The sequence below is a fragment of the Chitinasiproducens palmae genome, assembly GCF_900095735.1.
GTDB classification, from domain to species: Bacteria; Pseudomonadota; Gammaproteobacteria; order Burkholderiales; family Burkholderiaceae; genus Chitinasiproducens; species Chitinasiproducens palmae.
Genome location: NZ_FNLO01000018.1, coordinates 1 through 20,784, shown reverse-complemented (window position 1 = coordinate 20,784; position 20,784 = coordinate 1). Strand labels below are relative to the sequence as shown.

General features: G+C 68.8%; 20 protein-coding genes. 10 read left to right on the top strand and 10 right to left on the bottom strand.

The features are described 5' to 3' along the window. Window positions 1–2: 2 nt before the first annotated feature. On the bottom strand, window positions 3–1,547 hold the full coding sequence (locus BLU54_RS22205; protein WP_091913228.1) for an aminotransferase-like domain-containing protein: 1,545 nt from the start codon (window positions 1,545–1,547) through the stop codon (window positions 3–5). A gap of 173 nt (window positions 1,548–1,720) precedes the next feature. Here BLU54_RS22205 and BLU54_RS22200 point away from each other — a divergent pair, with 173 nt between their 5' ends. Both BLU54_RS22200 and rarD read left to right on the top strand, forming a co-directional pair. Then, window positions 1,721–2,242: a hypothetical protein gene (locus BLU54_RS22200; RefSeq protein ID WP_091913226.1), complete on the top strand. Its 522-nt coding sequence runs from the start codon at window positions 1,721–1,723 to the stop codon at window positions 2,240–2,242. Window positions 2,243–2,421: 179 nt separating this feature from the next. Next, a complete protein-coding gene (gene rarD, locus BLU54_RS22195) occupies window positions 2,422–3,339 on the top strand; it encodes an EamA family transporter RarD (RefSeq protein WP_091913224.1) in 918 nt (305 codons plus the stop codon). A 60-nt stretch (window positions 3,340–3,399) separates the two neighbouring features. On the opposite strand, the gene BLU54_RS22190 is transcribed toward rarD, so the two are convergent. Both BLU54_RS22190 and BLU54_RS22185 read right to left on the bottom strand, forming a co-directional pair. Beyond that, on the bottom strand, window positions 3,400–3,798 hold the full coding sequence (locus tag BLU54_RS22190) for a DUF934 domain-containing protein (protein ID WP_091913222.1): 399 nt from the start codon (window positions 3,796–3,798) through the stop codon (window positions 3,400–3,402). Further along, on the bottom strand, window positions 3,795–5,645 hold the full coding sequence (locus tag BLU54_RS22185) for a nitrite/sulfite reductase (RefSeq protein ID WP_091913220.1): 1,851 nt from the start codon (window positions 5,643–5,645) through the stop codon (window positions 3,795–3,797). Before BLU54_RS22185 ends, BLU54_RS22190 begins: the two co-directional genes overlap by 4 nt. Window positions 5,646–5,946: 301 nt before the next feature. On the opposite strand from BLU54_RS22185, the gene BLU54_RS22180 reads away from it, so the two are divergent. Then, the gene (locus BLU54_RS22180; protein ID WP_211435394.1) at window positions 5,947–6,945 is read left to right on the top strand and encodes an alpha/beta hydrolase; all 999 of its coding nucleotides are present in this window, start codon (window positions 5,947–5,949) and stop codon (window positions 6,943–6,945) included. 180 nt (window positions 6,946–7,125) lie between these two features. Here BLU54_RS22180 and BLU54_RS22175 read toward each other — a convergent pair whose 3' ends face one another. The 4 genes from BLU54_RS22175 to BLU54_RS22160 are packed head-to-tail and all read right to left on the bottom strand — an operon-like array spanning window position 7,126 to window position 10,621. Next, window positions 7,126–8,064: a type 2 periplasmic-binding domain-containing protein gene (locus tag BLU54_RS22175; protein WP_091913218.1), complete on the bottom strand. Its 939-nt coding sequence runs from the start codon at window positions 8,062–8,064 to the stop codon at window positions 7,126–7,128. Between the two features lie 16 nt (window positions 8,065–8,080). Further along, window positions 8,081–8,854, bottom strand: coding sequence for an ABC transporter permease (locus BLU54_RS22170; protein WP_091913216.1), 774 nt, complete (start codon window positions 8,852–8,854; stop codon window positions 8,081–8,083). Beyond that, window positions 8,851–9,846, bottom strand: coding sequence for an ABC transporter substrate-binding protein (locus BLU54_RS22165; protein ID WP_091913214.1), 996 nt, complete (start codon window positions 9,844–9,846; stop codon window positions 8,851–8,853). The genes BLU54_RS22170 and BLU54_RS22165 overlap by 4 nt, the downstream gene beginning before the upstream one ends. A gap of 31 nt (window positions 9,847–9,877) precedes the next feature. Next, window positions 9,878–10,621: an ABC transporter ATP-binding protein gene (locus tag BLU54_RS22160; RefSeq protein WP_091913212.1), complete on the bottom strand. Its 744-nt coding sequence runs from the start codon at window positions 10,619–10,621 to the stop codon at window positions 9,878–9,880. A gap of 253 nt (window positions 10,622–10,874) precedes the next feature. Here BLU54_RS22160 and BLU54_RS22155 point away from each other — a divergent pair, with 253 nt between their 5' ends. From BLU54_RS22155 to BLU54_RS22145, 3 genes are all read left to right on the top strand, one after another. Then, complete coding sequence (locus BLU54_RS22155; protein WP_091913210.1) at window positions 10,875–11,684, top strand: FadR/GntR family transcriptional regulator; 810 nt, start codon at window positions 10,875–10,877, stop codon at window positions 11,682–11,684. A 158-nt stretch (window positions 11,685–11,842) separates the two neighbouring features. Further along, window positions 11,843–13,153 carry an MFS transporter gene (locus BLU54_RS22150; RefSeq protein WP_091913208.1) on the top strand — a complete coding sequence of 437 codons (1,311 nt, stop codon included), beginning with the start codon at window positions 11,843–11,845 and terminating at the stop codon, window positions 13,151–13,153. 55 nt (window positions 13,154–13,208) lie between these two features. Continuing rightward, complete coding sequence (locus tag BLU54_RS22145) at window positions 13,209–14,180, top strand: 3-hydroxyacyl-CoA dehydrogenase family protein (RefSeq protein WP_091913206.1); 972 nt, start codon at window positions 13,209–13,211, stop codon at window positions 14,178–14,180. Between the two features lie 57 nt (window positions 14,181–14,237). On the opposite strand, the gene BLU54_RS22140 is transcribed toward BLU54_RS22145, so the two are convergent. Further along, window positions 14,238–15,059 (bottom strand): sulfite exporter TauE/SafE family protein, encoded by an 822-nt coding sequence (locus BLU54_RS22140; RefSeq protein WP_091913204.1) that lies wholly within the window; start codon window positions 15,057–15,059, stop codon window positions 14,238–14,240. Between the two features lie 535 nt (window positions 15,060–15,594). Between BLU54_RS22140 and BLU54_RS22130 the strand changes: the two genes are divergently transcribed. The 4 genes from BLU54_RS22130 (at window position 15,595) to BLU54_RS22115 (ending at window position 18,720) form a co-directional block, all read left to right on the top strand. After that, complete coding sequence (locus BLU54_RS22130; protein ID WP_091913200.1) at window positions 15,595–16,725, top strand: transglutaminase-like domain-containing protein; 1,131 nt, start codon at window positions 15,595–15,597, stop codon at window positions 16,723–16,725. 1 nt (window position 16,726) lies between these two features. Next, window positions 16,727–17,092 (top strand): mercuric transporter MerT family protein, encoded by a 366-nt coding sequence (locus BLU54_RS22125; RefSeq protein WP_091913198.1) that lies wholly within the window; start codon window positions 16,727–16,729, stop codon window positions 17,090–17,092. Window positions 17,093–17,153: 61 nt separating this feature from the next. Continuing rightward, entirely contained in the window at window positions 17,154–17,447 is a 294-nt protein-coding gene (gene merP / locus BLU54_RS22120; RefSeq protein WP_091913196.1) for a mercury resistance system periplasmic binding protein MerP, read from the top strand. A gap of 7 nt (window positions 17,448–17,454) precedes the next feature. Next, entirely contained in the window at window positions 17,455–18,720 is a 1,266-nt protein-coding gene (locus tag BLU54_RS22115) for a TIGR03862 family flavoprotein (RefSeq protein WP_091913193.1), read from the top strand. Between the two features lie 14 nt (window positions 18,721–18,734). Here BLU54_RS22115 and BLU54_RS22110 read toward each other — a convergent pair whose 3' ends face one another. Then, complete coding sequence (locus BLU54_RS22110; protein ID WP_091913191.1) at window positions 18,735–19,901, bottom strand: methyltransferase; 1,167 nt, start codon at window positions 19,899–19,901, stop codon at window positions 18,735–18,737. A gap of 403 nt (window positions 19,902–20,304) precedes the next feature. Continuing rightward, window positions 20,305–20,568, bottom strand: a complete 264-nt coding sequence (locus tag BLU54_RS22105) for a DUF4148 domain-containing protein (protein ID WP_091913189.1) — start codon at window positions 20,566–20,568, stop codon at window positions 20,305–20,307. Window positions 20,569–20,784: the final 216 nt, after the last annotated feature.

The following is a 20,784-nucleotide window of genomic DNA, read 5'->3' as shown; positions in this document are numbered from 1 at the left end:
GGTCAGTCGCCGGCGGCGGCGTTGGCAAGGCGCGCGACCAGCGCGCCGAGCCGCCGCAGCGCATCGTCGATCGCGGCGGAGAAAGGCGCGGGGCAACTCAGCCGCATGCAATGCGCGTAGCGGTCGGAGTTCGAGAACATCGTGCCGGGCGCCACGCGGATGCCCTCCTCGACCAGCGCCCGCTCGAACACGCGCTGCGACGACACCCCCGTCGGGAGTTCCACCCACAGCACCAGGCCGCCTTCGGGCGTGCCCAGGCGCGTGCCCGGCGGGAAATAACGGCAGATCGCATCCGCGCAGGCCTCGCGCTGCGCGCGCAAGCGGGTGCGCAACTGCGCGAGATGGCGGTCGTAGGCGCCCGACGCGATCATTTCCGCCGCCACGATCTGCGGCCACGTCTCGTTGTGCCGGCTCTGCGCGAACTTCAACATCGCCACGCGCGCCTGCCAGCGCCCCGCCGTGATCCAGCCCAGGCGCAAACCTGGCGCCAGCACCTTGTTGAACGACGCGCAATGAATCACGCCGCCGTCCCGGTCCCACGCCTTCAGCGCCTTCAACGACGGCGTGTCGGCCAGTTCACGGTACGGCTCGTCCTCGATCAGCGGCACGCCATGGCGGGCGCACAGGGCGACCAGCGCAGCCTTGCGCGCGTCGGGCATGATGCTGCCGAGCGGATTCTGCAGATTCGGCACGACCACCACTGCCGCGATGCGCTCGTAACTCGCCAGCGCCAGTTCGAGCGCTTCGACCGACAGGCCGTGGCGCGGGCTGGTCGGGATCTCCAGCGCGCGCAGACCCAGGCTCTCAAGAATCTGCAGCAGACCGAAGAAGGCCGGTGACTCGATCGCCACTGTATCGCCGGCCTGCGCCACCGCGCGCAGGGCCAGATTGACCGCCTCGATTGCGCCATGCGTGACGATCACATCCGCCGGCGCCACGGTGAAACCAGCCGACAGCGCGCGGCGCGAAATCGCCTGGCGGAAGGCGGCGTGGCCATGATCGGCGCCGACCGCGGTCAGCAAGGCCGGCTCGCGACGCAGCGCCTTCGTTGCCAGCGACTGCAGACGCTCGCCCGGATACAGCGCCGGCGCGGCGGTCGCGCCCCCCAGGTTCATCGCATCCGGGTAACGCTGCTGCATCGCGATCACCGCCGAGATGCGTTCGTGCAGACCGACGTACTGCGCGGCCGCGGGCAATGCACTGGTCTCCGGTTCGGCGACCGCGGGCAGCGTCGCGCCGCGCTGCCGCCGCACGAAATAGCCGGACCGAGGCCGCGCTTCGAGCCAGCCGGCGTCCTCCAGTTCATGGCACACGCGCGTGGCCGTGGCGAGGCTGACGCCGTGCTGCCGCATCAATGCGCGGACCGACGGAAAGCGATCGCCGGCCTTCAGCGCGCCGGCGGTCATCACGCGACGATACTGCGCCGCCAGGCGCTGATAGAGCGGCCCATCCTGCCTGGGGCCAGAGACGGAAGCGTGACCGGCGACAGGCGCAAGATCGGAGCCGGCGTCGAGGTCGGTCTCGGAGGGGGAAGCGGACAGCGTCATGCGCACAGGATGCCCGCAGCGGCGTGCGCGCGGCAGATACAGAGGCGGCCGAAGTGGCGCGCTACAGCAAGTGAAAAGGGCGGCTGTATCGACACAGACGGTGAGCCGCTGTGACTGTCGCGGTGATCGAACCCGCCGTAGCCTGACGTCATCGTTCCACTCGCTCCGCTGCCATGTTCACGCGTCATATGCTGCCCTCCCGCCTCGTCCGAAACCTGTCCTGGCTGGCCGCGCTGTCCCGTCGCGCACTCGCCGACCTCATGCCGCCCCACTTCGCACACGGCCGCCCGGCGCGCCTGTCGGCCGTGGCGGCCACTGCGGCGAACTCGGTGCGCGCGGCGGTCGGCCCCGGCCAGTCCGACCTCGCCGAGCGCGCTCACGATGCCACAGAAGTGCTGATGCTGCCCGCCGGCGCCTGCCGATGGATACGAACGCGACGCGGCGACCGCTTGCTGGTGCGCGCCGGCGTCGTGTGCATCGCCGTGAGCAATGGCGCGGTAAGCGAGCTGGCGCACGACGCCGGGGTTCCCGCCGCGACGTGTCGCGTCGCCGCCGGCCAGGACTGGCACGCCGACGGGCCGGCCTGGCTGCGGCTGGCCAACCCAGGGCCACGCAGCGCGGATTGCCGTCTGGTCCGAGCCGCCGGGGCCGGGCTTGCGCGCCGCTGCTCACGTCGCCACGCCAGCCGACGTTGAACCGGCACGCCGCGCGCCGGCATGGCCAGACGCGGCCGGCCCGCGCCGCCGATCATCGCGCAATTCTGGCTTGCCCGCACGCGCGGGCACGGGCCGCGGCGTTAGAATTCGGGCTCGACTCCGCGACCCGTGCCGCCCCGCTCACGACGGCATGCCGCGGAGCCTGTCGGAATCCACGGATGGCGGAGAGCGTGTCGAATCGATCGTCAAAAGGCGTGCTGCTGTCGGTGATGGCATCGGTGCTGTTCAGCGTGCTGTACTACTTCGTGACGCTGCTCGGCCCGCTCGATGCAACGGAAATCTTCGGCTGGCGCATGCTGCTGACCGCTCCCTGCGTCGCCCTGTTCGTAGTCCTGAGCGGTGCCTGGCCGCAGGTCCGCGACATCGCCGAACGTGCGCGGACGCACGGCGCACTGTGGCTGGCCATGCCCGTCTGCGCGTTGCTGCTCGCCGTGCAGCTGCTGCTGTTCATGTGGGCGCCGTTGCACAACCGCGCGCTCGAAGTCTCGCTCGGCTATTTCCTGCTGCCGCTGCTGATGGTCGTGATCGGCCGGCTGCACTACGGCGAGCGATTGACGCCGCTGAAGCGCGTGGCGACGCTCTGTGCCGCGTTTGGCGTATGCCATGAACTCTATCGCGTCGGCAGCGTGTCGTGGGAAACACTGGTCGTGGCGCTCGGCTACCCGCTCTACTTCATCCTGCGCCGCCGTTTCCGGCTGGATTCGCTGGGCGGCTTCTGCTTCGACGTATGGCTGATGGTGCCAATCGCGGTCTATCTGGTACTGCACGGCCCGTCGACGCTGGCGACCTATCGCGCCCATCCGGCGCTGTTCGGTCTGGTGCCGGTGCTCGGCCTGATCAGCGCCGCGGCCCTGGTCAGCTACATGGTGTCGAGCCGGCTGCTGCCGTTCGGGCTGTTCGGCCTGCTCGGCTACGTCGAACCGGTGATGCTGCTCGGCGTCGCATTGCTGCTGGGCGGTCGCATCAGTGGCGATGCGTGGCTGACCTACGCGCCGATCTGGCTCGGCGTCGCGATGCTGGTCGCCGAAGGCGCGATGCATGTGCTGGCGAGCCGCGCAAGCCACGCGGCGCGCTGAGGCAATCCTGCCCCGTCTGCCACGCATCCGTGCCATGTGGGCGGCGGGAGGGCTGGGCGCTCAGGCCGGCCGGTTGAAACGCGGACGTTGCTCGACCGTGTCGGCCTGATAGAACGCCGGGAAGCGCTCGAACTGCCGCGCCGCGTCGGCTGGGTCGACACCTTCCTTGAGCACCGCGCTCGTGAAGCCGACACGTTCCATCTGCACCAGTTGATCGATCAGCACGTCGCCGGTCGCACGCAGGTCGCCGGTGAAACCGAGACGCCGCCGCAGCAGATAGGCCTGGCTGAACGCCCGTCCGTCGGTGAAGTCGGGAAAATGCAGGTCGATCCGTTCGATACGATCGAACGAGTCCGCCAGGCTGGCCGGATCGGCGTCGTTGGCCAGCGCGATGCTGCGGATACCGTCGGCCGGCACATGGTCGCCGGCGAGCAGGAGTTGGAAATTGACCGGATTCATGAGGCTTGGCGAGTGGCGGACGGGGTGGCAGACGAGGCTGCCGCTGTGGCTGCCGCCGTGGCGCCATTCGGGGCGGCATGGCGGGCGGCATTGGCCGCCGCCTTGAACGCGTCGAGGCCGACGCGCCGGACCGTCGCGGCGAAGCTTTCGCGCGCCTGTTCGGTGGCAACGCGCGTGTCGCGATAGGTGGCGAGCACGGCCTCGATCACGTCCGGCACCTCTTCGGCCGAGAACGACGGCCCGATCACCTTGCCGGCCTGGGCCGCGCCGTTGCGCGACGAACCGTCGGCACCGCCGAGCGTGATCTGGTACCACTCCTTGCCGTCCTTGTCGACGCCCAGAATGCCGATATGACCGCTGTGGTGGTGTCCGCAGGAATTGATGCAGCCGCTGATGTGCAGATCGATCTCGCCGATGTCGTCGAGCTCGTCCAGATCCTGATAGCGCTCGGTGATCGCCTCGGCAATCGGAATCGAACGCGCATTGGCGAGCGCGCAGAAGTCGCCGCCCGGACACGCGATCATGTCGGTCAGCAACTGGACATTGGTGCTCGCGAAGCCTGCGGCGCGCGCCGCCTGCCACAGTGTGAACAGGTCCTCCGCATGGACCCATGGCAACACCACGTTCTGTCGGTGCGTGACGCGCGCCTCGCCGGCCGAAAAGCGGTCGGCCAGCTCGGCGACGGTGTCGAGCTGATCGGCCGACGCGTCGCCCGGTGCCTGGCCCGGCCGCTTGAACGACAGCGTGACGATGCGCAGGCCCGGCAGCTTGTGCGGCGCGACGTTGCGGTCAAGCCAGCGCGCGAACGCGGGTTCGGCGGCGGCATGCGCGTCGAGCTGCGCGGCCGCCGCGTCAGGGTCATGGGGTGCGCGCTGTGCGAGCGCCGGCGGCACGAAGCAGGCAGCGACGCGGTCGAGTTCCGCCTGCGGAATGGTGTGCGGGCCGCCGTCATGTTCGACGATCTGCCGGTACTCCGCCTCCACCTCGTCGATGTAACGCTGGCCCTCGGCCTTCACGAGGATCTTGATCCGCGCCTTGTACTTGTTGTCGCGGCGCCCGAACCGGTTATAGACCCGCACCACCGCTTCGAGGTAGTTCATGATCTGGTTCCACGGCAGGAAGTCGCGCAGCCGGGTCGCGATCACCGGTGTGCGTCCCATGCCGCCGCCCACGTGCACGCTGAAACCCAGTTCGCCGGCCGCGTTGCGCACCAGATGCAGGCCGACATCGTGCCAGCCGGTGGCGGCGCGGTCCTCGCTGGCGCCGCTGATCGCGATCTTGAACTTGCGCGGCAGGAAGGCGAATTCCGGGTGGAGCGTCGACCACTGCCGCATGATCTCGGCAAACGGCCGCGGATCGGCCACTTCGTCGACGGCAATGCCGGCGCGCTCGTCGCTGGTGATGTTGCGGATGCAGTTGCCGCTGGTCTGGATGCCGTGCATGTCGACGTCGGCCAGCAGGTCCATCACATCGGCGGCCTTCGTCAGCGGGATCCAGTTGAACTGGACATTGGTGCGCGTGGTGAAGTGCGCATAGTGCGTGGGCAGATGGCGCGTGCCGAGCTTGCCCTGCGTCTCCATCGCGGTGCGGTAGACCTCCGCCTCCGGCTCATCGTAGTCGCGCGCCACCCTGGCGAGCGCACGCAACTGGCGGCTCGACAGTTCGCCGTACGGGACGGCGACGCGCAGCATCGGCGCATAGCGTTGTACGTACCAACCGTTCTGCAGCCGCAGCGGGCGGAATGCTTCCTCGGGCAGCCGGCCGCTCTGCCAGCGTTCGAGCTGGTCGCGGAACTGGGCGGCGCGGCTGCGCACGAAGGCTTTGTCGAATTCTGTGTATTGATACATCGTATCGGGAACGAGCCGAGCGCATCTACCGAGGCAACACGGCAAAGCGGTATGCGGGGGGCGCCGGCGGACGGCGCACTTGTCGGGGTCGAGTTTCAGCTATTGCATGGGAAAAGCGAAATACTTTTTAGTTGAAGACATATAACCGGCTCTGGCTTGGGCCGGCATCCCCGATGGCGCGGCGCGATTCTTGCGGCGACGGACGCTTCAGCGCTCCCTGGCCCCTTCGATGCCCGCTCCCCGCGACACCCAGACCTCCGCCCCCGCGCGGCCCGGCGCTTGCGCCACCCCGCGCCGCGTCATGTCTCGCCGCGTCATGTCTGGCCGCGCCGGCTGGCTGCGTCTGGCGGCGGCCCTGGCGATCGCACCGATCACAGGCGGCTGCGCGTGGACGCTCAATGCCACCGCGGGTCACGCGCGAACGGTGCGCGACGTGTCGTACGGCGGCGCGCCGCGCCAGCGCCTCGACGTGTATCTGCCGGCACAGACCAGCGGCGAGACCGGTCCCGGTGCAAACGCGAGCGAGCCGGCAGCCCACGCCGCGCCGGGTCGCCCGATCGTGGTTTTCCTGTACGGCGGCACCTGGCAGCACGGCGACAAGGCAAATTACCGCTTCGTCGCCACCGCGTTCGCCCGGCACGGCTATGTCGCGATGGTTCCCGATTATCGCCTCTACCCCGAAGTCCGCTATCCGACCTTTCTGCAGGACGCCGCGCAGGCCGTGCGCTTCGCGCGCGATCACGCGGCGGACTACGGCGGCGATCCGACCCGGCTGGTGCTGGTCGGCCACTCGGCCGGCGCCTATATCGCGGCGATGCTCGCGCTCGATTCGCGCTGGCTGGCCGCAGAGGGCCTGCGCCCCGAACGGGCGCTGCGGGCGGTGGTCGGCATTGCCGGACCTTACGACTTCCTGCCGCTGACCGATCCCGTGCTGCAGGAGATCTTCGCCACGCCGCAGGGACTGCCATCGACGCAGCCGATCACGCACGTCGGCGAGGCCACGCCGCCGATGCTGCTGCTGGCCGGGGCCGCCGATCATACGGTCGACCCCGGCAACACGGAACGTCTGGCGGCCCGTATTCATGAACACGGTGGCCCGGTCCAGGCGGCCGTCTATCCCGGCAACGTCAGCCACCTGTCGATCATCGGCGCGTTCGCCCCGCCGCTGCGCTTCCTGGCGCCGAGCCAGCGCGACACCTTCTCGTTCATCGACGCGCAGACCGGCTGGGCCGAGTCGGCGAGCGCAGGGAGCGCGGCGAACGTGACCGCAGCGACGCGCGCGGCCGACGCGCGTCCCTGAGAGCCGGCCGGGGCAAGCGGTTGGCCGGTCGTGCGGGCCAGGCGGTCCGATCGTTCAAGCAGACGGCTCAAGCGCTGCCGAGCCGGCCTGCCGGCAGCGGCCGGCAGCGGCCGGCATCAGGCACAGGGTCGCGAAGCGCGGCATACGCTCCGGCGTTGTGTCGCGCGGTCAAGCATGCGCTCAACCGTGGCAGTCGGGCACCGATTGGTCGAGGTAAACGTCGAAGGCGACCTGCCGCGACCACTGCCCCGCCAGGCGCGTGATGGTGCCGTCGCGTGCCCAGGCCCGCGCGGTATCGGCGAGCGCCGCCGCATCGTCGCGGCGCGCCGCTGCCTCGCCCGCCGGCAACAACCAGACGCGCTCGCTCAGGGCGGTGCTGCGCGGCAGCGACGCCGAGAACTTGCGCCATTCCGGCAGTCGCATCAGTGGCGCGTAGGACACATCGTCGATCAGCGCGAGGTCGCAACGTCCCTCGCGCACGGCCACCAATGCGTCCGAGGGAAAGCGGAAAGTCGTCACGCGAGCGTCCCAGCGCGCCGCTTCGCGTTGCGCGGGCAGCGCGGCCTGCGCGATGCACACCGTCCGGCCATGTAGATCCTGCCAGCGCCGCAGCGTCGTGTCGCTGCGCATCACCGCCTGCGGCCGGGTACGGTAGCCGGTTTCGATCGGCACCGTCCGCTCGGCGAACCAGCCGTGCCGGCTGCTGTCCGCGCCCACTGGCCGGATCGCCAGTACGACGTCGACGTCGCCGCCGGCGGGTGCGCCGGCGCTGTCCGCGCGCGTTTCGACCGGCAGTCCCAGCCGCTGGCCGAGCGCTTCGGCGAGTGCCGCGTCGAGCCCGTCCTCGGTGCGTGCCGCGGCGCCCTTCACTGCAACGGGCCGCGGCGGCAGGCCGACGATCAGGCGTCCGCGCGCATGGGCGGCGGCGAAGCCGCGCGCCGGCTCGCCAGCCCGCAGCGTGGCGTCGCCCCGCTGCTGCAGCCAGACCACCCCGAGCGCGAGCGCGGCCAGCAGCAGACCGAGCGCGACCGCCACCCATGCGAACGTCGCCTCGACGCCCAGTGAAGGCGTCGGCAGATCCGCATGGGTGCGGCGTTCGGAGCGGAGGATGGAACGCATCGGCTTCGTCAGGGAGTTACACGTACTGGTAACGCAGCAAACGGTGTTTCAGCGCTTCGAGGATCAATTGGTCGATCAGCGCGGCAAGAAGCGCGATCACCAGGATGTTGCTCATCACACCGGCCATATCGGCGATTTCGCCGGAGTACTGCAGCGTGCGACCGAGGCCCTTGCCGAAGCCGACCAGCATTTCGGCCGAGATCAGCGCACGCCACGCATTGCCGAACGCAAGCTGCGCGCCGGTGATCAGCGACGGCATGACAGCCGGCAGATAGACGCGACGCACGAGGCCGCCGGCGCTGGCGCCCATCACGCGCGCCGCTGACACATGCACCCGCTGCACCGACTCGGTGGCGTTCATCACGCTCAGCGCGGCGGGGAAGAACGCGGCCAACGCCACCACGACGATGATCGGCAAACTGCCGAAGCCGAGCGCGATCAGGAACAGCGGCACCCACGCGATCGACGGAATCGACTGCAGAACGACGATGGCGCCGCGCAATACCTCGCGGAAGAACGACTGGACGGCGGCGAGCAGCCCGAAGGCAACGCCGAAGGCAAGCGCGACGCCGTAGCCGACCGCCAGTCGGCCCAGCGTGCCGCCCAGCGCCTGATAGAACGCCGGCCGGCCGAGTTCGGTCGACAGGCGTTGCAAGACGGCGGGGATGCCCGGCATCAGAAAGGCCGGCAGCACCCAGGCCGCGCACTGCCAGAGCAACAGGATCAATGCGACGCCGAGCGCGGCCGCGAGCCGCTTGTTGGTCGGGCTCAGGCGATCCGGCCGGCTCAAAGCTTGCGGTCCTTTTGCCAGGACAGGTCGACGATCGCGGACGTGTCATAGCGGGAACCGTCACGCGTCTTCAATGCACCCTGCGACTGCAGAATGTCCGCCACTTCCTGGATCCGCTTCAGGTCCTGCGGCGTGAGCGCGGCGTTGAAGGTCTGCGTCTTGATCGCGCTGCTCACCACCGTTTCGCGCGGCACCGGGCCGTGCAGGGTCTGCAAGGTCGGTTCGGCGACGAAGTACGGCGCAATCAACTTGGCGGCCTGATCGGGATGCTGTTGCAGCAGCGTGATCGCCGAGCGCTGTGCGTCGAGCGCCTTCCAGACATCGCCCTTGCGCGTTTTCAGCGTCTCGCCCGAGGTGATGACCACCATGCACGGGAACGGCCACTTCTCGCCGACCTCGTAGATTTCCCGGACCGGCGCGACCAGCTTCGCGATGGTGGCTTGCGGCTCGAACAGGAACGCCGCGTCGGCGCGCTTGCCGACCAGCGACTGCACCGCGACCGACGGGCTGACGCCCAGCAGATTCACGTCGTCGGGCTTCAGGCCGGCCTGCTTGAACACCACGCCCTTGAGCACCACGTCGGCAGTGCTGCCTTCGGACTGCGACGCGAGCGTCTTGCCCTTCAGGTCGGCGACTTTCTTGATGCCGCTGTCCTCGCGCGCGACCAGCGCGTGGTAGCCCTGCTGAGCGCCGCCGACCACCTTCAGATCGGCGCCTTTCGACGCCCAGGTGGCAGCATTCGTGAAGCCGAGCACGCCCAGGTCGACCTGGCCGCCGACGATGGCCTTGATCATGTCGGGGCCGGACTTGAATTCGATCAGTTCCGAATCGAGTCCCGCCTTCTCGTAGAATTTGCCTTCATGGGCGACCATCGCCTGCGCGTCGTCCATCACGCGCAGATAGCCGACGCGCAGCTTGTCGGCCGCGAAGGCGGAATGGCACAGCACGGCGGCCAACAGAAGCGGCGCCGCGATCCAATGTTTCGCTTTCATGATTCGTCCTGGATGTGAGAGAAGCAGTCGGTCATGCAATGGCGTCGACCTCGACGCCAAGCAGCGCGAGAATCTGGCGTTTTTCCGTGGCGAAGTCGCCCAGATCGTGGCCTTTCCTGCGATGCGGCAGCGTGAACTCGCGCAGCACGCGGGCCGGCCGCGCGCTGAACACCAACACGCGGTCGGCAAGGAACAAGGCCTCGTCCACGTCGTGCGTGACCAACAGCACGCTGGGCTGCGCTTCGGCGACCAGCGTGCGCAACACGTCCTGCAGACTCAGCCGCGTCAATGCATCGAGCGCGCCGAACGGCTCGTCGAGCAGCAGCGTCGCGGGCCGCGCGATGAACGCGCGCGCCAGTGCCGCGCGCTGACGCATGCCGCCGGACACCTGATGCGGGTAATAGCCTTCGAAGCCGGCCAGGCCGACATGGGACAGCCAGGTGGTTGCCTGCGTCCGCGCCGCGGCCTTCGACTGCTTCTGGAATTCGAGCGCGAGCGCGACGTTGTCGCCCAACGTCAGCCACGGGAACAGCGCGTGTTCCTGGAACACCAGCGTGCGGCTCGGGTCCGGCTTCGCGACTGGCTTGCCATCGCACAGCACCTGACCCGACGACGGTCGTTCCAGTCCGGCGGCCATGTGCAGCAAGGTGGACTTGCCGCAGCCCGACGGGCCGACCAATGCAACGACCTCGCCGGTGCGAAACGTCGCGCTAAAGCGGTCGACGACTTGAAGATCGCCGTAATGCTTGTCGACATTGTCGAAAACCAGGCTCATCGTTGCTCCGGACGAAGATTGACCCGACAGTATATCGATTGAATTTAGCTATTGATCGTCTTCATCACATTGCCTCAAGATAGATAAATCATTTGCTTATGGCGTGACCCGCCTGTAGCGGAGTTGGCGATGCAAACAACTGGAATTCGACCGGCGACCTAAGGTTTTCCCTGATAGGCATGACCCCTATTAACGCGCAGTATCCCTGCAACCGATAAACCGTTCGAACGGTTTATCGGTTAATCTGAAAACGATGACGAAGACTCAGACTGCCGCCGTACTGACCAAGCTAGACATTGCACGGCCCGAAACCATGACCGAGCAGGTCGCCCAGCGCCTGCTCGACTACCTGCTATCGGGTTCGGTCGAGCCAGGCCAGCGCATCCCGTCGGTCACCCGACTCGCCGAGCAACTCGGCGTATCGCGTTCTTCGGTGCGCGAAGCCGTGAAGTTGCTGGAATCGCGCGGCGTGTTGGATGTGCGCCAGAGCAGCGGCTGCTACTTCAAGGGCAACGATCCGAACGCGCTGTTCCGCACGTTTGAGTGGGCGCTGTTGTTCGGGACCAAGGACGTGGCGCAATTCGTCGAGGCGCGGTGGCATATCGAGATGCTGCTGGTCGAACTGGCGGCGCAGCGGCGCAGCGACAGCGACGTGGCGCGCCTGCATGGCTACCTCGCCGCGATGCGCGACAGCCCGGACGGCGAAGCGTTCACGCGGGTGGATCTGGATTTCCATCTGGCCATCGCCGAAGCGGCACACAACGTCGTGCTGCGCGATGTTCTGCGTGGCATCCGTTCGCTGACGGTGGGCTGGATCGGCCATAACCTGACGCGCGCGACCACGCCCGCGCTGGCCTACGTCGACCACGTGCCGATCTTCGAAGCCATCGTCGAGGGCGACAGTCGCAAGGCACGGGCCGCGATGCGCGAACACATGATTCGCGCGACCCACCGGCTCGCCGCGACGATGGAGCCGGAGGCCGCCGATGCCGTCCGGCAACGAATCACCGCCCTCGCCGCCCTGGCGCCGGAGGGCGGCGCAACACAGCCGGCGCCGGCCTGACGCGCGGCGCGCGGGACAGGACGCCGGGCGCGCAGCGCCGGCGCGGCCTCGCGCCGGGCATGCGGCGACCGGTTCGCGCCGGGCACCGCACCGGTCTGCTGGCCGCGCACCGAGCGCTCGATCGGCGCGGCTGCACAGGATCACAAAGGAGAGGCAAGATGAGCAACACGGCGACAGACATCGATAAGCAGTACCAACCAGAGGAGTTGAAGCGGCATCGACGCAATGCGTCGCTGGCTAGCCTCATCGGTACGTCGATCGAATGGTACGAGTACTACATCTACGGCGCGGCGGCCGCGCTGGTGTTCCCGCATGTGTTCTTCCCCAACGTCAGTCCGCAACTGGGACTGGTGTATTCGTTCGCATCGTACGCGGTGGCCTTCATCGTGCGGCCGATCGGCGGCGCGATCTTCGGCCACTACGGCGACCGGATCGGACGCAAGCGAACGCTGGTCATCACGCTGCTGATCACCGGCCTGTCGACGTTCGCAATCGGCTTGCTGCCGAGCGCGGCCACCGCCGGTGAAACCGGCGCGGTGATTCTGGTGCTGCTGCGCGTGCTGCAGGGCATCGGTGTCGGCGGCGAATGGGGCGGTTCGGCGCTGCTGTCGCTGGAATGGGGCGACCAGAAGAAACGTGGTTTGTCCGGCGCATGGCCGCAGCTCGGTACGTCGGTCGGCCTGATCCTGTCGACGGCGGCGATCCTCGGCGGCAACGCGATCGCCGGTGACGCGTTCCTGGAATGGGGATGGCGCATTCCGTTCCTGCTGAGCTTCATCCTGATCATCGTCGGCCTGGTCGTGCGGCTGAAGGTCGAGGAAACGCCGTCGTTCGCGAAGCAGAAGAAGAGCGGCGCGGTGGTGCAGAACCCGGTCAAGCAGGCGATCGTGAAGTATCCGAAGGAAATCGTGCTGTCGGCCTTCCTGCGCATGTCGGAGCAGATGCCGTTCTACGTCTTCACCGCGTTCACGCTCGACTATGCAACCCGCAAGGTTGGCATGGACCGGCAGTTCGTGCTGCTGGCGACCATCGTCGCGGCGGTCATCGACATGTTCCTGCTGCCCTACTTCTCGATCCTGTCGGACAAGGTGGGACGCCGCAAGATGTACTACATCGGCTGCGCGGTGCTGGCGTTGATGGCCTACCCTTATTTCATGCTGCTCGATACCGGCAAGCCGGCCCTGGTGTTCCTCGCGATCGCGCTCTCGATGCTGCCCCACTCGCTGCAGTATGGCGCACAGGCCTCGCTGATCGCCGAGCAGTTCCCGGCCAATATCCGCTATGCGGGCTCGGGCATCGGCTACCAGCTGGCATCGGTCGTCGCCGGCGGTCCCGCGCCACTGGTCGCCACCGCCCTGCTCGCCTACTTCGCCAGCGGCTATGCGGTCGCGAGCTACCTGCTGTTCGGCGCCGTCGTCGCGGCCATCGCGCTGCGCCTGATGCCGGACCGCTCGAATGTCGAGATGTGATCGCGCCGCCCGACGCCGACACATCGTTCATCCCCACGCATCACAGGAGCACCGAATGACACGCAAGATCGAAACGCTGGCCGTGGTCGGCAGCGGCTACATGGGTGGCGGCATCGCCCAGTCGCTGGCACTGACCGGCTGCACCGTCTATCTGACCGATGCCGACGCCCAGCGCGCGCGCGACTCGCATGCGCGCCTGCTGCGCGAAGCCGAGGCGTTCGAAAGCGCCGGCCTGTTCCCGGCCGGCAGCACGGCGACGCTGAAGGAAAAGCTGATCGCGGCCGAATCGATCGAGGCGATCGGCCAGCGCGTCGATTACGTCGCCGAAGTCGTGCCCGAGAATCTCGAACTGAAGCTCGACGTACTCAAGCGCATCGAAGCCGCGGTGCGGCCGGACTGCATCATCGCGACCAACACGTCGGCGATTCCGATCAAGACGATGGCGCCGTCCCTCCAGCACCCGTCGCGTTTCCTGGGTGTGCACTGGATGAACCCGGCGCCGTTCGTCCCGGCCGTCGAAATCATTCCGGGCGCGGACACCAGCGAAGACGTCGTCGCGGCATCCGAGGCGCTGGTGCAGGCGGCCGGCAAGGTCACCGCGCGGGTGGCTGACGTGGCCGGCTTCGTGGCCAATCGCCTGCAGTTCGCGCTGTTCAAGGAAGCGGTGGCGGTCGTCGAGGAAGGTCTGGCCACGCCGGAAGACGTCGACAAGGTGGTGAGCAATTCGTTCGGCTTCCGGCTGGCGCTGTTCGGGCCGTTCGCGATCGCCGACATGGCAGGACTCGACGTGTACGCCGCCTCGTACGGTTCGCTGGAGCGGCAGTACGGTCCCCGCTTCTCGGTGCCGGCCGGCCTCAAGCAGCGCGTCGACCAGGGCGACCTCGGCCTGAAGACGGGCGGCGGTTTCCTCGGCCTGCCGCCGTCGTGCGCGCAACCGCTCGCCGCCTATCGCAACAAGGCATACCAGCGTCTGATGCAACTGCGTCAGGAACTCGGCGAGCCGCCGTTTGGCGCCAGCGAAGGCTGAGGCCCGAGCCGGACGCGCGCGGTGCGCGTCCGGCCCGCCGTCGAGCGCCCGTCAGGTTCAAACGAACACGAGACGGGCACCGACGATCGCCAGGATCAGCGCGAGCAGATAGCGCAGCAAAACCTCCGGCGCCCGCGCCGACAGACGGCTGCCTGCCACGATGCCGGGCACCGAGCCCACCAGCAGCGACGTCAGGATGTGCCAGTCCACCGAGCCCATCAGCCAGTGGCCGCTGCCGGCGATCAAGGTCAGCGGCACCGCATGCGCGATGTCCGATGCCACGATCCTGCCGGTCGGCAGCTTCGGATAGAGCATCAGCAATGCGGTCACCCCGACCGCTCCGGCGCCTACCGACGTCAACGACACCAGCGTACCCAGCACGGCGCCGACCGCGACCGTCGCCACCACGGTGCGGACGGCACCGCTGCTGCCCGGCTTGGCGTCGGCAGGCCGCTGTGTCGCGGCATTGCGTCGCGCCGCATAGGTCGCCAACTGCGGGCGAAACAGCAGCGCCAGCGAAGTCGTCAACAGTGCGACGCCCAACACCATCTCGATCAGGCCGCCGTGCGCCGCATGGCCGGCGGCGCCGCGCCGGTACAGCCACCACAGCGTCACCAGCGCCGCCGGGATGCTGCCGGCCGCAAGGCGTCCGGTGATGCGCCAATCGACCGCCCCCTTGAGCCCGTGCACGACCGTGCCCACGCCCTTCGTCACTGCCGCGTACAGCAGATCCGTGCCCACCGCGCTGGCCGGTGCCACGCCGAACAGCAGCACGAGCAAGGGCGTCATCAGCGAGCCGCCGCCGACACCGGTCATGCCGACAAGAAAGCCGACGCACAGTCCGGACAGGGAATACAGCGGGTCGATCGGCAGGGACATCGGAACAGGAGTCGAGGGACAGGAATCGAGACGCAGCAGCAGCCGACGGGCCGAAGCGCGAGGGCCGAAGCACGCGACGTGACGAAGCAACGCAGCGGGCGAGCGCGGGTGTCGAACGGCATCGCGGCCAACACGGCGTGCGGGGCATGCCGCGGCCTGCCGGTCAAGCCGGGCGCGCCGCATTGTCGCAAAAAATGCGCGCGCCGGCGCGATGCGCCATCCGCGACCCGAAGCGCGCGTGCCGGCGACCGGGTGGCATTGCGGTAAAATATCGCGCCATGCGGCACGGTGCGCGGCCGGGGCATGCTTGCGACGGCACCGTCGGCTGACCGGCGCGAGCGCAGAGCGCGCTGCGGCGCGCCGCGCTTCGCCCGCCGTCTGTCGTAACAGCGGAACGGCGGAATGGCCCGGGCCGCGCCGCCCGACCCGGCACGCGTCACGACCGATACGGGACGACGGACATCGCCGCGGTCCGCCCCGCCACTCTATGTATGCCGCGGCGCTCACGCCGCGACGCTGATATCAGGACACAGCCATGAAACGCAGGACCTTTGTCGGTTTGACGGGGGCGGCAGTCGCCGCCGTGGCCGGCCGCGGCGCGCTCGCCCAGACCGCCGCCGCCGCACCGGCCGACCCGGCGCAGACCGCGACGCTGCCGGAGGCCACGCGGCGCTGGCGCACCTTCGAGCTCCGCACCGACGTCCGGCTACCCGCCGACGCCGGCGCGTCCAAGCTGTGGCTGCCGCTGCCCAATCCGCAGGACACCGCCTATCAGCGCGAACTCGGGGTGGCGTGGGAAGGCAACGCGAGTCACGTCGAAGTGCGCCGCGATCCGGTGTACGGCGCGCCGGCCCTCTACGCGCAATGGGACGCATCGGTGAAGTCGCCGGCGCTGACGACGCGCGCGTGGGCGGCGACCCGCGACCGCTGGGTCGATCTGCGTGCTTCCGACGGCCCCTACAAGCTGGCACCGGAGGAGCGGCTGCGCTGGCTGGCTGCCACGCCGCACATCCCGACCGACGGCATCGTGCGCGACACGGCGCTGAAGGCGATCACCGAAGCGCCGCGCGACCCGGTCGCGCAGGCGCGCGCGCTGTTCGATTGGATCATTGCGAACACGTACCGCAATCCGAAGACGGTCGGCTGCGGCACCGGCGACATCCGTTTCATGCTCGAATCGGGCGACCTCGGCGGCAAGTGCGCCGACCTCAACCCGCTGTTCGTCGGCATGGCGCGCTCGATCGGCATTCCGGCACGCGACGTGTACGGGGTGCGCGTTGCCGATTCGAAGTTCTGGAAGTCGCTGGGCAAGAGCGGCGACATCACGCGCGCGCAACATTGCCGTGCCGAATTCCACGATCCCCGCTTCGGCTGGGTGCCGGTCGATCCGGCCGATGTGCGCAAGATCATCCTGGAGGAAGCACCGGGCACGCTGCTGCCGATGGACGACCCGCGCGTCGAAATGGCGCGTCGCAAGCTGTTCGGTTTCTGGGAGATGAACTGGGTCGGCTACAACAATGCGAACGACCTGACACTCAGCCCGCCGGCTGCGCGCCCGCTGAACTTCTTCATGTATCCGCGCGCGGAAACGGCGTCGGGCCCGCTCGATCCGTACGATCCGGCCGCGTTCCAGTATTCGATGAACGCGCGCGAGATCGTGGGCTGAGATGGACGCGCCCGTCGTGACGACGCGTCGTTCGGCTCGCTGGCCGCTGCTGGGCGCGGCGCTTGCCGCGTTGCTGGCCTCGACGTGTTGCCTCGGCCCGCTGCTGCTGGTGCTGCTCGGCCTGGGTGGCGCCTGGCTCGCGCACCTGAGTGCGCTCGCGCCTTACCAGCCGTTCTTCGTGGCGGCGGCGCTGCTTGCGCTGGCGGTCGCGACGCCGCGACTGTTCGGCCGCGCGGCGCGCTGCGCGCCGGACCAGTCATGCGCGTCGCCACCGGTGCGCCGTGTCGGCCGGGTCGGCTATGTGCTCGTCGTGTTGCTGCTGTTGATCGTGCTCACCACGCCGTGGACCATGCGATGGTTCTATTGATCCGGCCGCCCCGCAACACCGTCACCCGCGCGTCCGCCCCATCAGATACGTCAGCCCGCCCATGAAACGCTTTCGAACCCTGTCGTTGACCACCCTGTTCACCGCGCTGCTCGTCGCAGGCCCGGCAGCGCATGCCGCCGAGCGGGTCGTCGTGCTGACGATCCCCGGCATGATATGCGCGACCTGCCCGGTCACCATCAAGCATGCGCTGAGCCGGCTGGACGGCGTGAAGAAAACCAATATCGATCTCGAAGGGAAGGAAGCGTGGGTCACCTTCGACGACCAGAAAGCCAGCGTCGCGGCGCTGATCCGGGCCACCACCGACGCCGGCTATCCGGCCAGCGTGAAGCCCTGAGCCGGTCGTGAACGAGGGGCATGACGCACCCGTCGCCGTCATCGGGGGCGGCCCGGCAGGCTTGATGGCCGCCGAGGTGCTGTCCGATGCCGGGGTTGCGGTGGACCTCTACGATCGCATGCCGTCGGTTGGACGCAAGTTCCTGATGGCCGGCGTGGGCGGCCTCAATCTGACGCATGCCGAGCCTTACGCCGACTTAGTGGCGCGCTACGGCACGGCCCGCGAGGCATTGGCGCCGCAGCTCGACGCCTTCGGGCCGCAGGCACTGCGCGACTGGGCCGCCGCGCTCGGGGTCGCGACCTTTGTCGGAACGTCGAACCGTGTGTTTCCCACCGACATGAAGGCGGCGCCGCTGCTGCGCGCGTGGCTGCATCGTCTGCGTGCCCGCGGCGTCCGGCTGCACATGCGGCACCGCTGGCTCGGCTGGGACGCGGGCGCCGAGCTGCTGCGGTTCGAGACCCCGGCCGGCATCCTGTCGCGCCAGGCGGCCGCGGTGGTGTTGGCGCTGGGCGGCGGCAGCTGGCCCAAGCTCGGTTCGACCGGCGACTGGACCGAGGTACTCGCAGCGCGCGGCGTCGGCGTGGCGCCGCTGCTGCCATCGAATTGCGGTTTCGACGTGGCGTGGAGTCCGTTCATGCAGGCACGCTTCGCCGGTGCACCGGTCAAGCCGGTTGCGGCCAGGCTGGCCGCCGATGCCGATGCAGCGGCACACGTCGCGGCGCGCCGTGGCGAGTTCGTGGTCGCGGCGACCGGTGTCGAAGGCAGCCTGATCTACGCGCTGTCGGCGCCGATTCGCGACCGCATCCGGCAACATGGCGAGGCATGGCTCGAACTCGATCTGCTGCCGGACCTGACGCCCGCGCGCGTGGCCGCTGCGCTCGAACGTCCACGCGGTCGCCGTTCGCTATCGAGCCACCTGCAGAGCCGCCTCAACCTGACGGGCGTAAAGACAGCGCTGCTGCGCGAGTGCCTGCCCGACGCGACGTTCGACGCGCCCGACGACCTGGCCCGCGCGATCAAGGCGCTGCCGTTGCGGCTGCGGGCGGCTCGGCCGCTTGCCGAGGCGATCAGCAGCGCTGGCGGCGTGCGCTTCGACGCGATCGCTGCGCACGGTGGCCTGAGCGCGATGCCGAACGTGTTCTGCGCCGGCGAGATGCTCGACTGGGAAGCCCCTACCGGCGGTTACCTGTTGACCGCGTGCTTTGCAAGCGGGCTGCACGCCGGTCGCGCCGCCCTTGCCCGACTGCGCGCCACGTCCGCGCATCGGTCCTGATCGGCAGGCCGCCTTCAGACCTTCGCGGCGAGACGCCACAGCGACGTCATCTCATCGCGCCGCGCCGCATGCAATGGGTCGTTGCGATCGCTGGCGCGGGGATGGCGCGGACGGATCTGGCTGCGCGCCAGTACACGCAGGCCGGCCGCGTCGACCCAGGCGAGCAATTCGGCCCGCGTGCGCAGGCCCAGGTGTTCGGCAAAGTCCGACAGGATCAGCCAGCCCTCGCCCTGCGGCGCCAGATGCGCGGCCAAGCCTGCGAGAAAACCCTTCAACATCCTGCTGTCGGGGTCGTAGATCGCGCTTTCGAGCGGCGAACTCGGGCGTCCGGGCAGCCAGGGCGGATTGCAAACGATCAACGGCGCCTGGCCGTCCGGAAACAGGTCCGTTTCAACGACGTCGACCCGTTCGGTCAGGCCGAGCCGCGCGACGTTGTCGCGCGCGCAGGCCAGCGCACGCGGGGCGATCTCGGTTGCCACCACTCGCGCCACGCCGCGCTTGGCCAGCAAGGCCGCCAGCACGCCGGTGCCGGTACCGATGTCGAACGCGAGCGTGTCGGCCGGCAGCGGCGCGTTCGCCACCAGGTCGATGTACTCGCCGCGGACCGGCGAGAACACCCCATGGTGCGGGTGGATCCGCGCGCCGAGCGGCGCGATCTCGACCCCCGCCTTGCGCCACTCGTAGGCCCCGATCAGGCCCAGCAGTTCCCGCAACGAGACGATCGACGGTTCGGTCGCCGGACCATAGGTCTGCAGACAGGCCTCGGCAACGTCCGGGGCACGCCGCAGGGCGATCCGATATGCCTCGTCGAGTTCGATCAGCACCATGCCCAGCGTGCGAGCGCGTTGTGCCTGCGCCTGCCGATAGGCATTGAACGCGTCGCGCAAGGTGGCGGGCGGCGCTTTGGGCTTGCGCGGCTTCTGGTCGATCCGACGCGCCAGCGCCTGCAGCAACTGACGCGCGTTCTGGTAGTCGCCGCGCCACAGCAGGCCGACGCCCTCCGAGGCCAGGCGGAACGCATGGTCCGCCTTGACCCGGTCGTCGACGATTTCGACACGCCGCGGCGGCGCCGCTTGGGCGCGCCAGAGGCGTCGTTCGATTGCCTCGCCGTCGGTCCAGGACACGGTGCCATGCGAATCGGAGTCGCTGAAAGCGCCGGCAGGCGTGGGCGCCGATGGCATGGAAGCGGCCGAGGACGGCTGGAAATTGGGGGCTGTCGCCATGTTTCGGCTCCTGGGCTCGGGGAAAGGCATACATGCGGCACGTATGCGACAAGAGTGCGGCATGCGTGCGCGAACCGCATGGTACACGGCTGTTGCTCCTTGGCGCGAAGCCGGGTGAGCCGGGCACGTCGAGCCGGTCCCTAGCAGGTCAGAAGCGGCGCCGGGTCTCGGTGCGGCCGAAACGTACCGGGCCGAACGTGCAAAGGAAAAGGCCGGCTGAGCCGGCCTTTTCCTTTGCACGCTGCACACCTCGCTCCGCTCGCTATGGGACCGGTGCCGTAATCGGCACGGTCACCGGTACGGTCCAAGCACGACCGATTCAACGGAATTCGAGAGCGACGCGCTGCTGCCCGGCGCCGCATCACGGGCGCTGCGAAGCGGCGCCGGGCGAACCCGAGCGGCGTTCCGCGTTCTGCAGGTTGTTCGGGTAGTGCGGATCGTTGTACTCGGGCCGATAGCCGTTGGCTTCGAGCTTCTTCAACTCAGCCTTCTTTTCCTGGCGGGTCGTGTTCGACCCGCTGTTGTCCTGTGCGCCGTTCTGCGCGATCGACGGTTGCGAGGCGAGGATCGCGGCGCCGCAGATACCGGCCAGCAACATCGAGGTCGGGCGGAAGATCTTCTTCATGTCTTTCTCCGGAAAGGATGCTTTCCCCTCCAGGAGCACGACGCGTGCCCGACCGACCCGGCTTGGTGCGCTCGAATACCTGCACGCGCCGCGTCCGCCGTGGTCAGCGCTGCCGTTCAAGGGGCTGGCGCGTCAGCCAGCCGGTGCGGCCGATCGCGGCCACCGCGAGGGCGCTGATCACGGCCGCGGCGATCACGTAGAAGCTCGGCGCGAGCG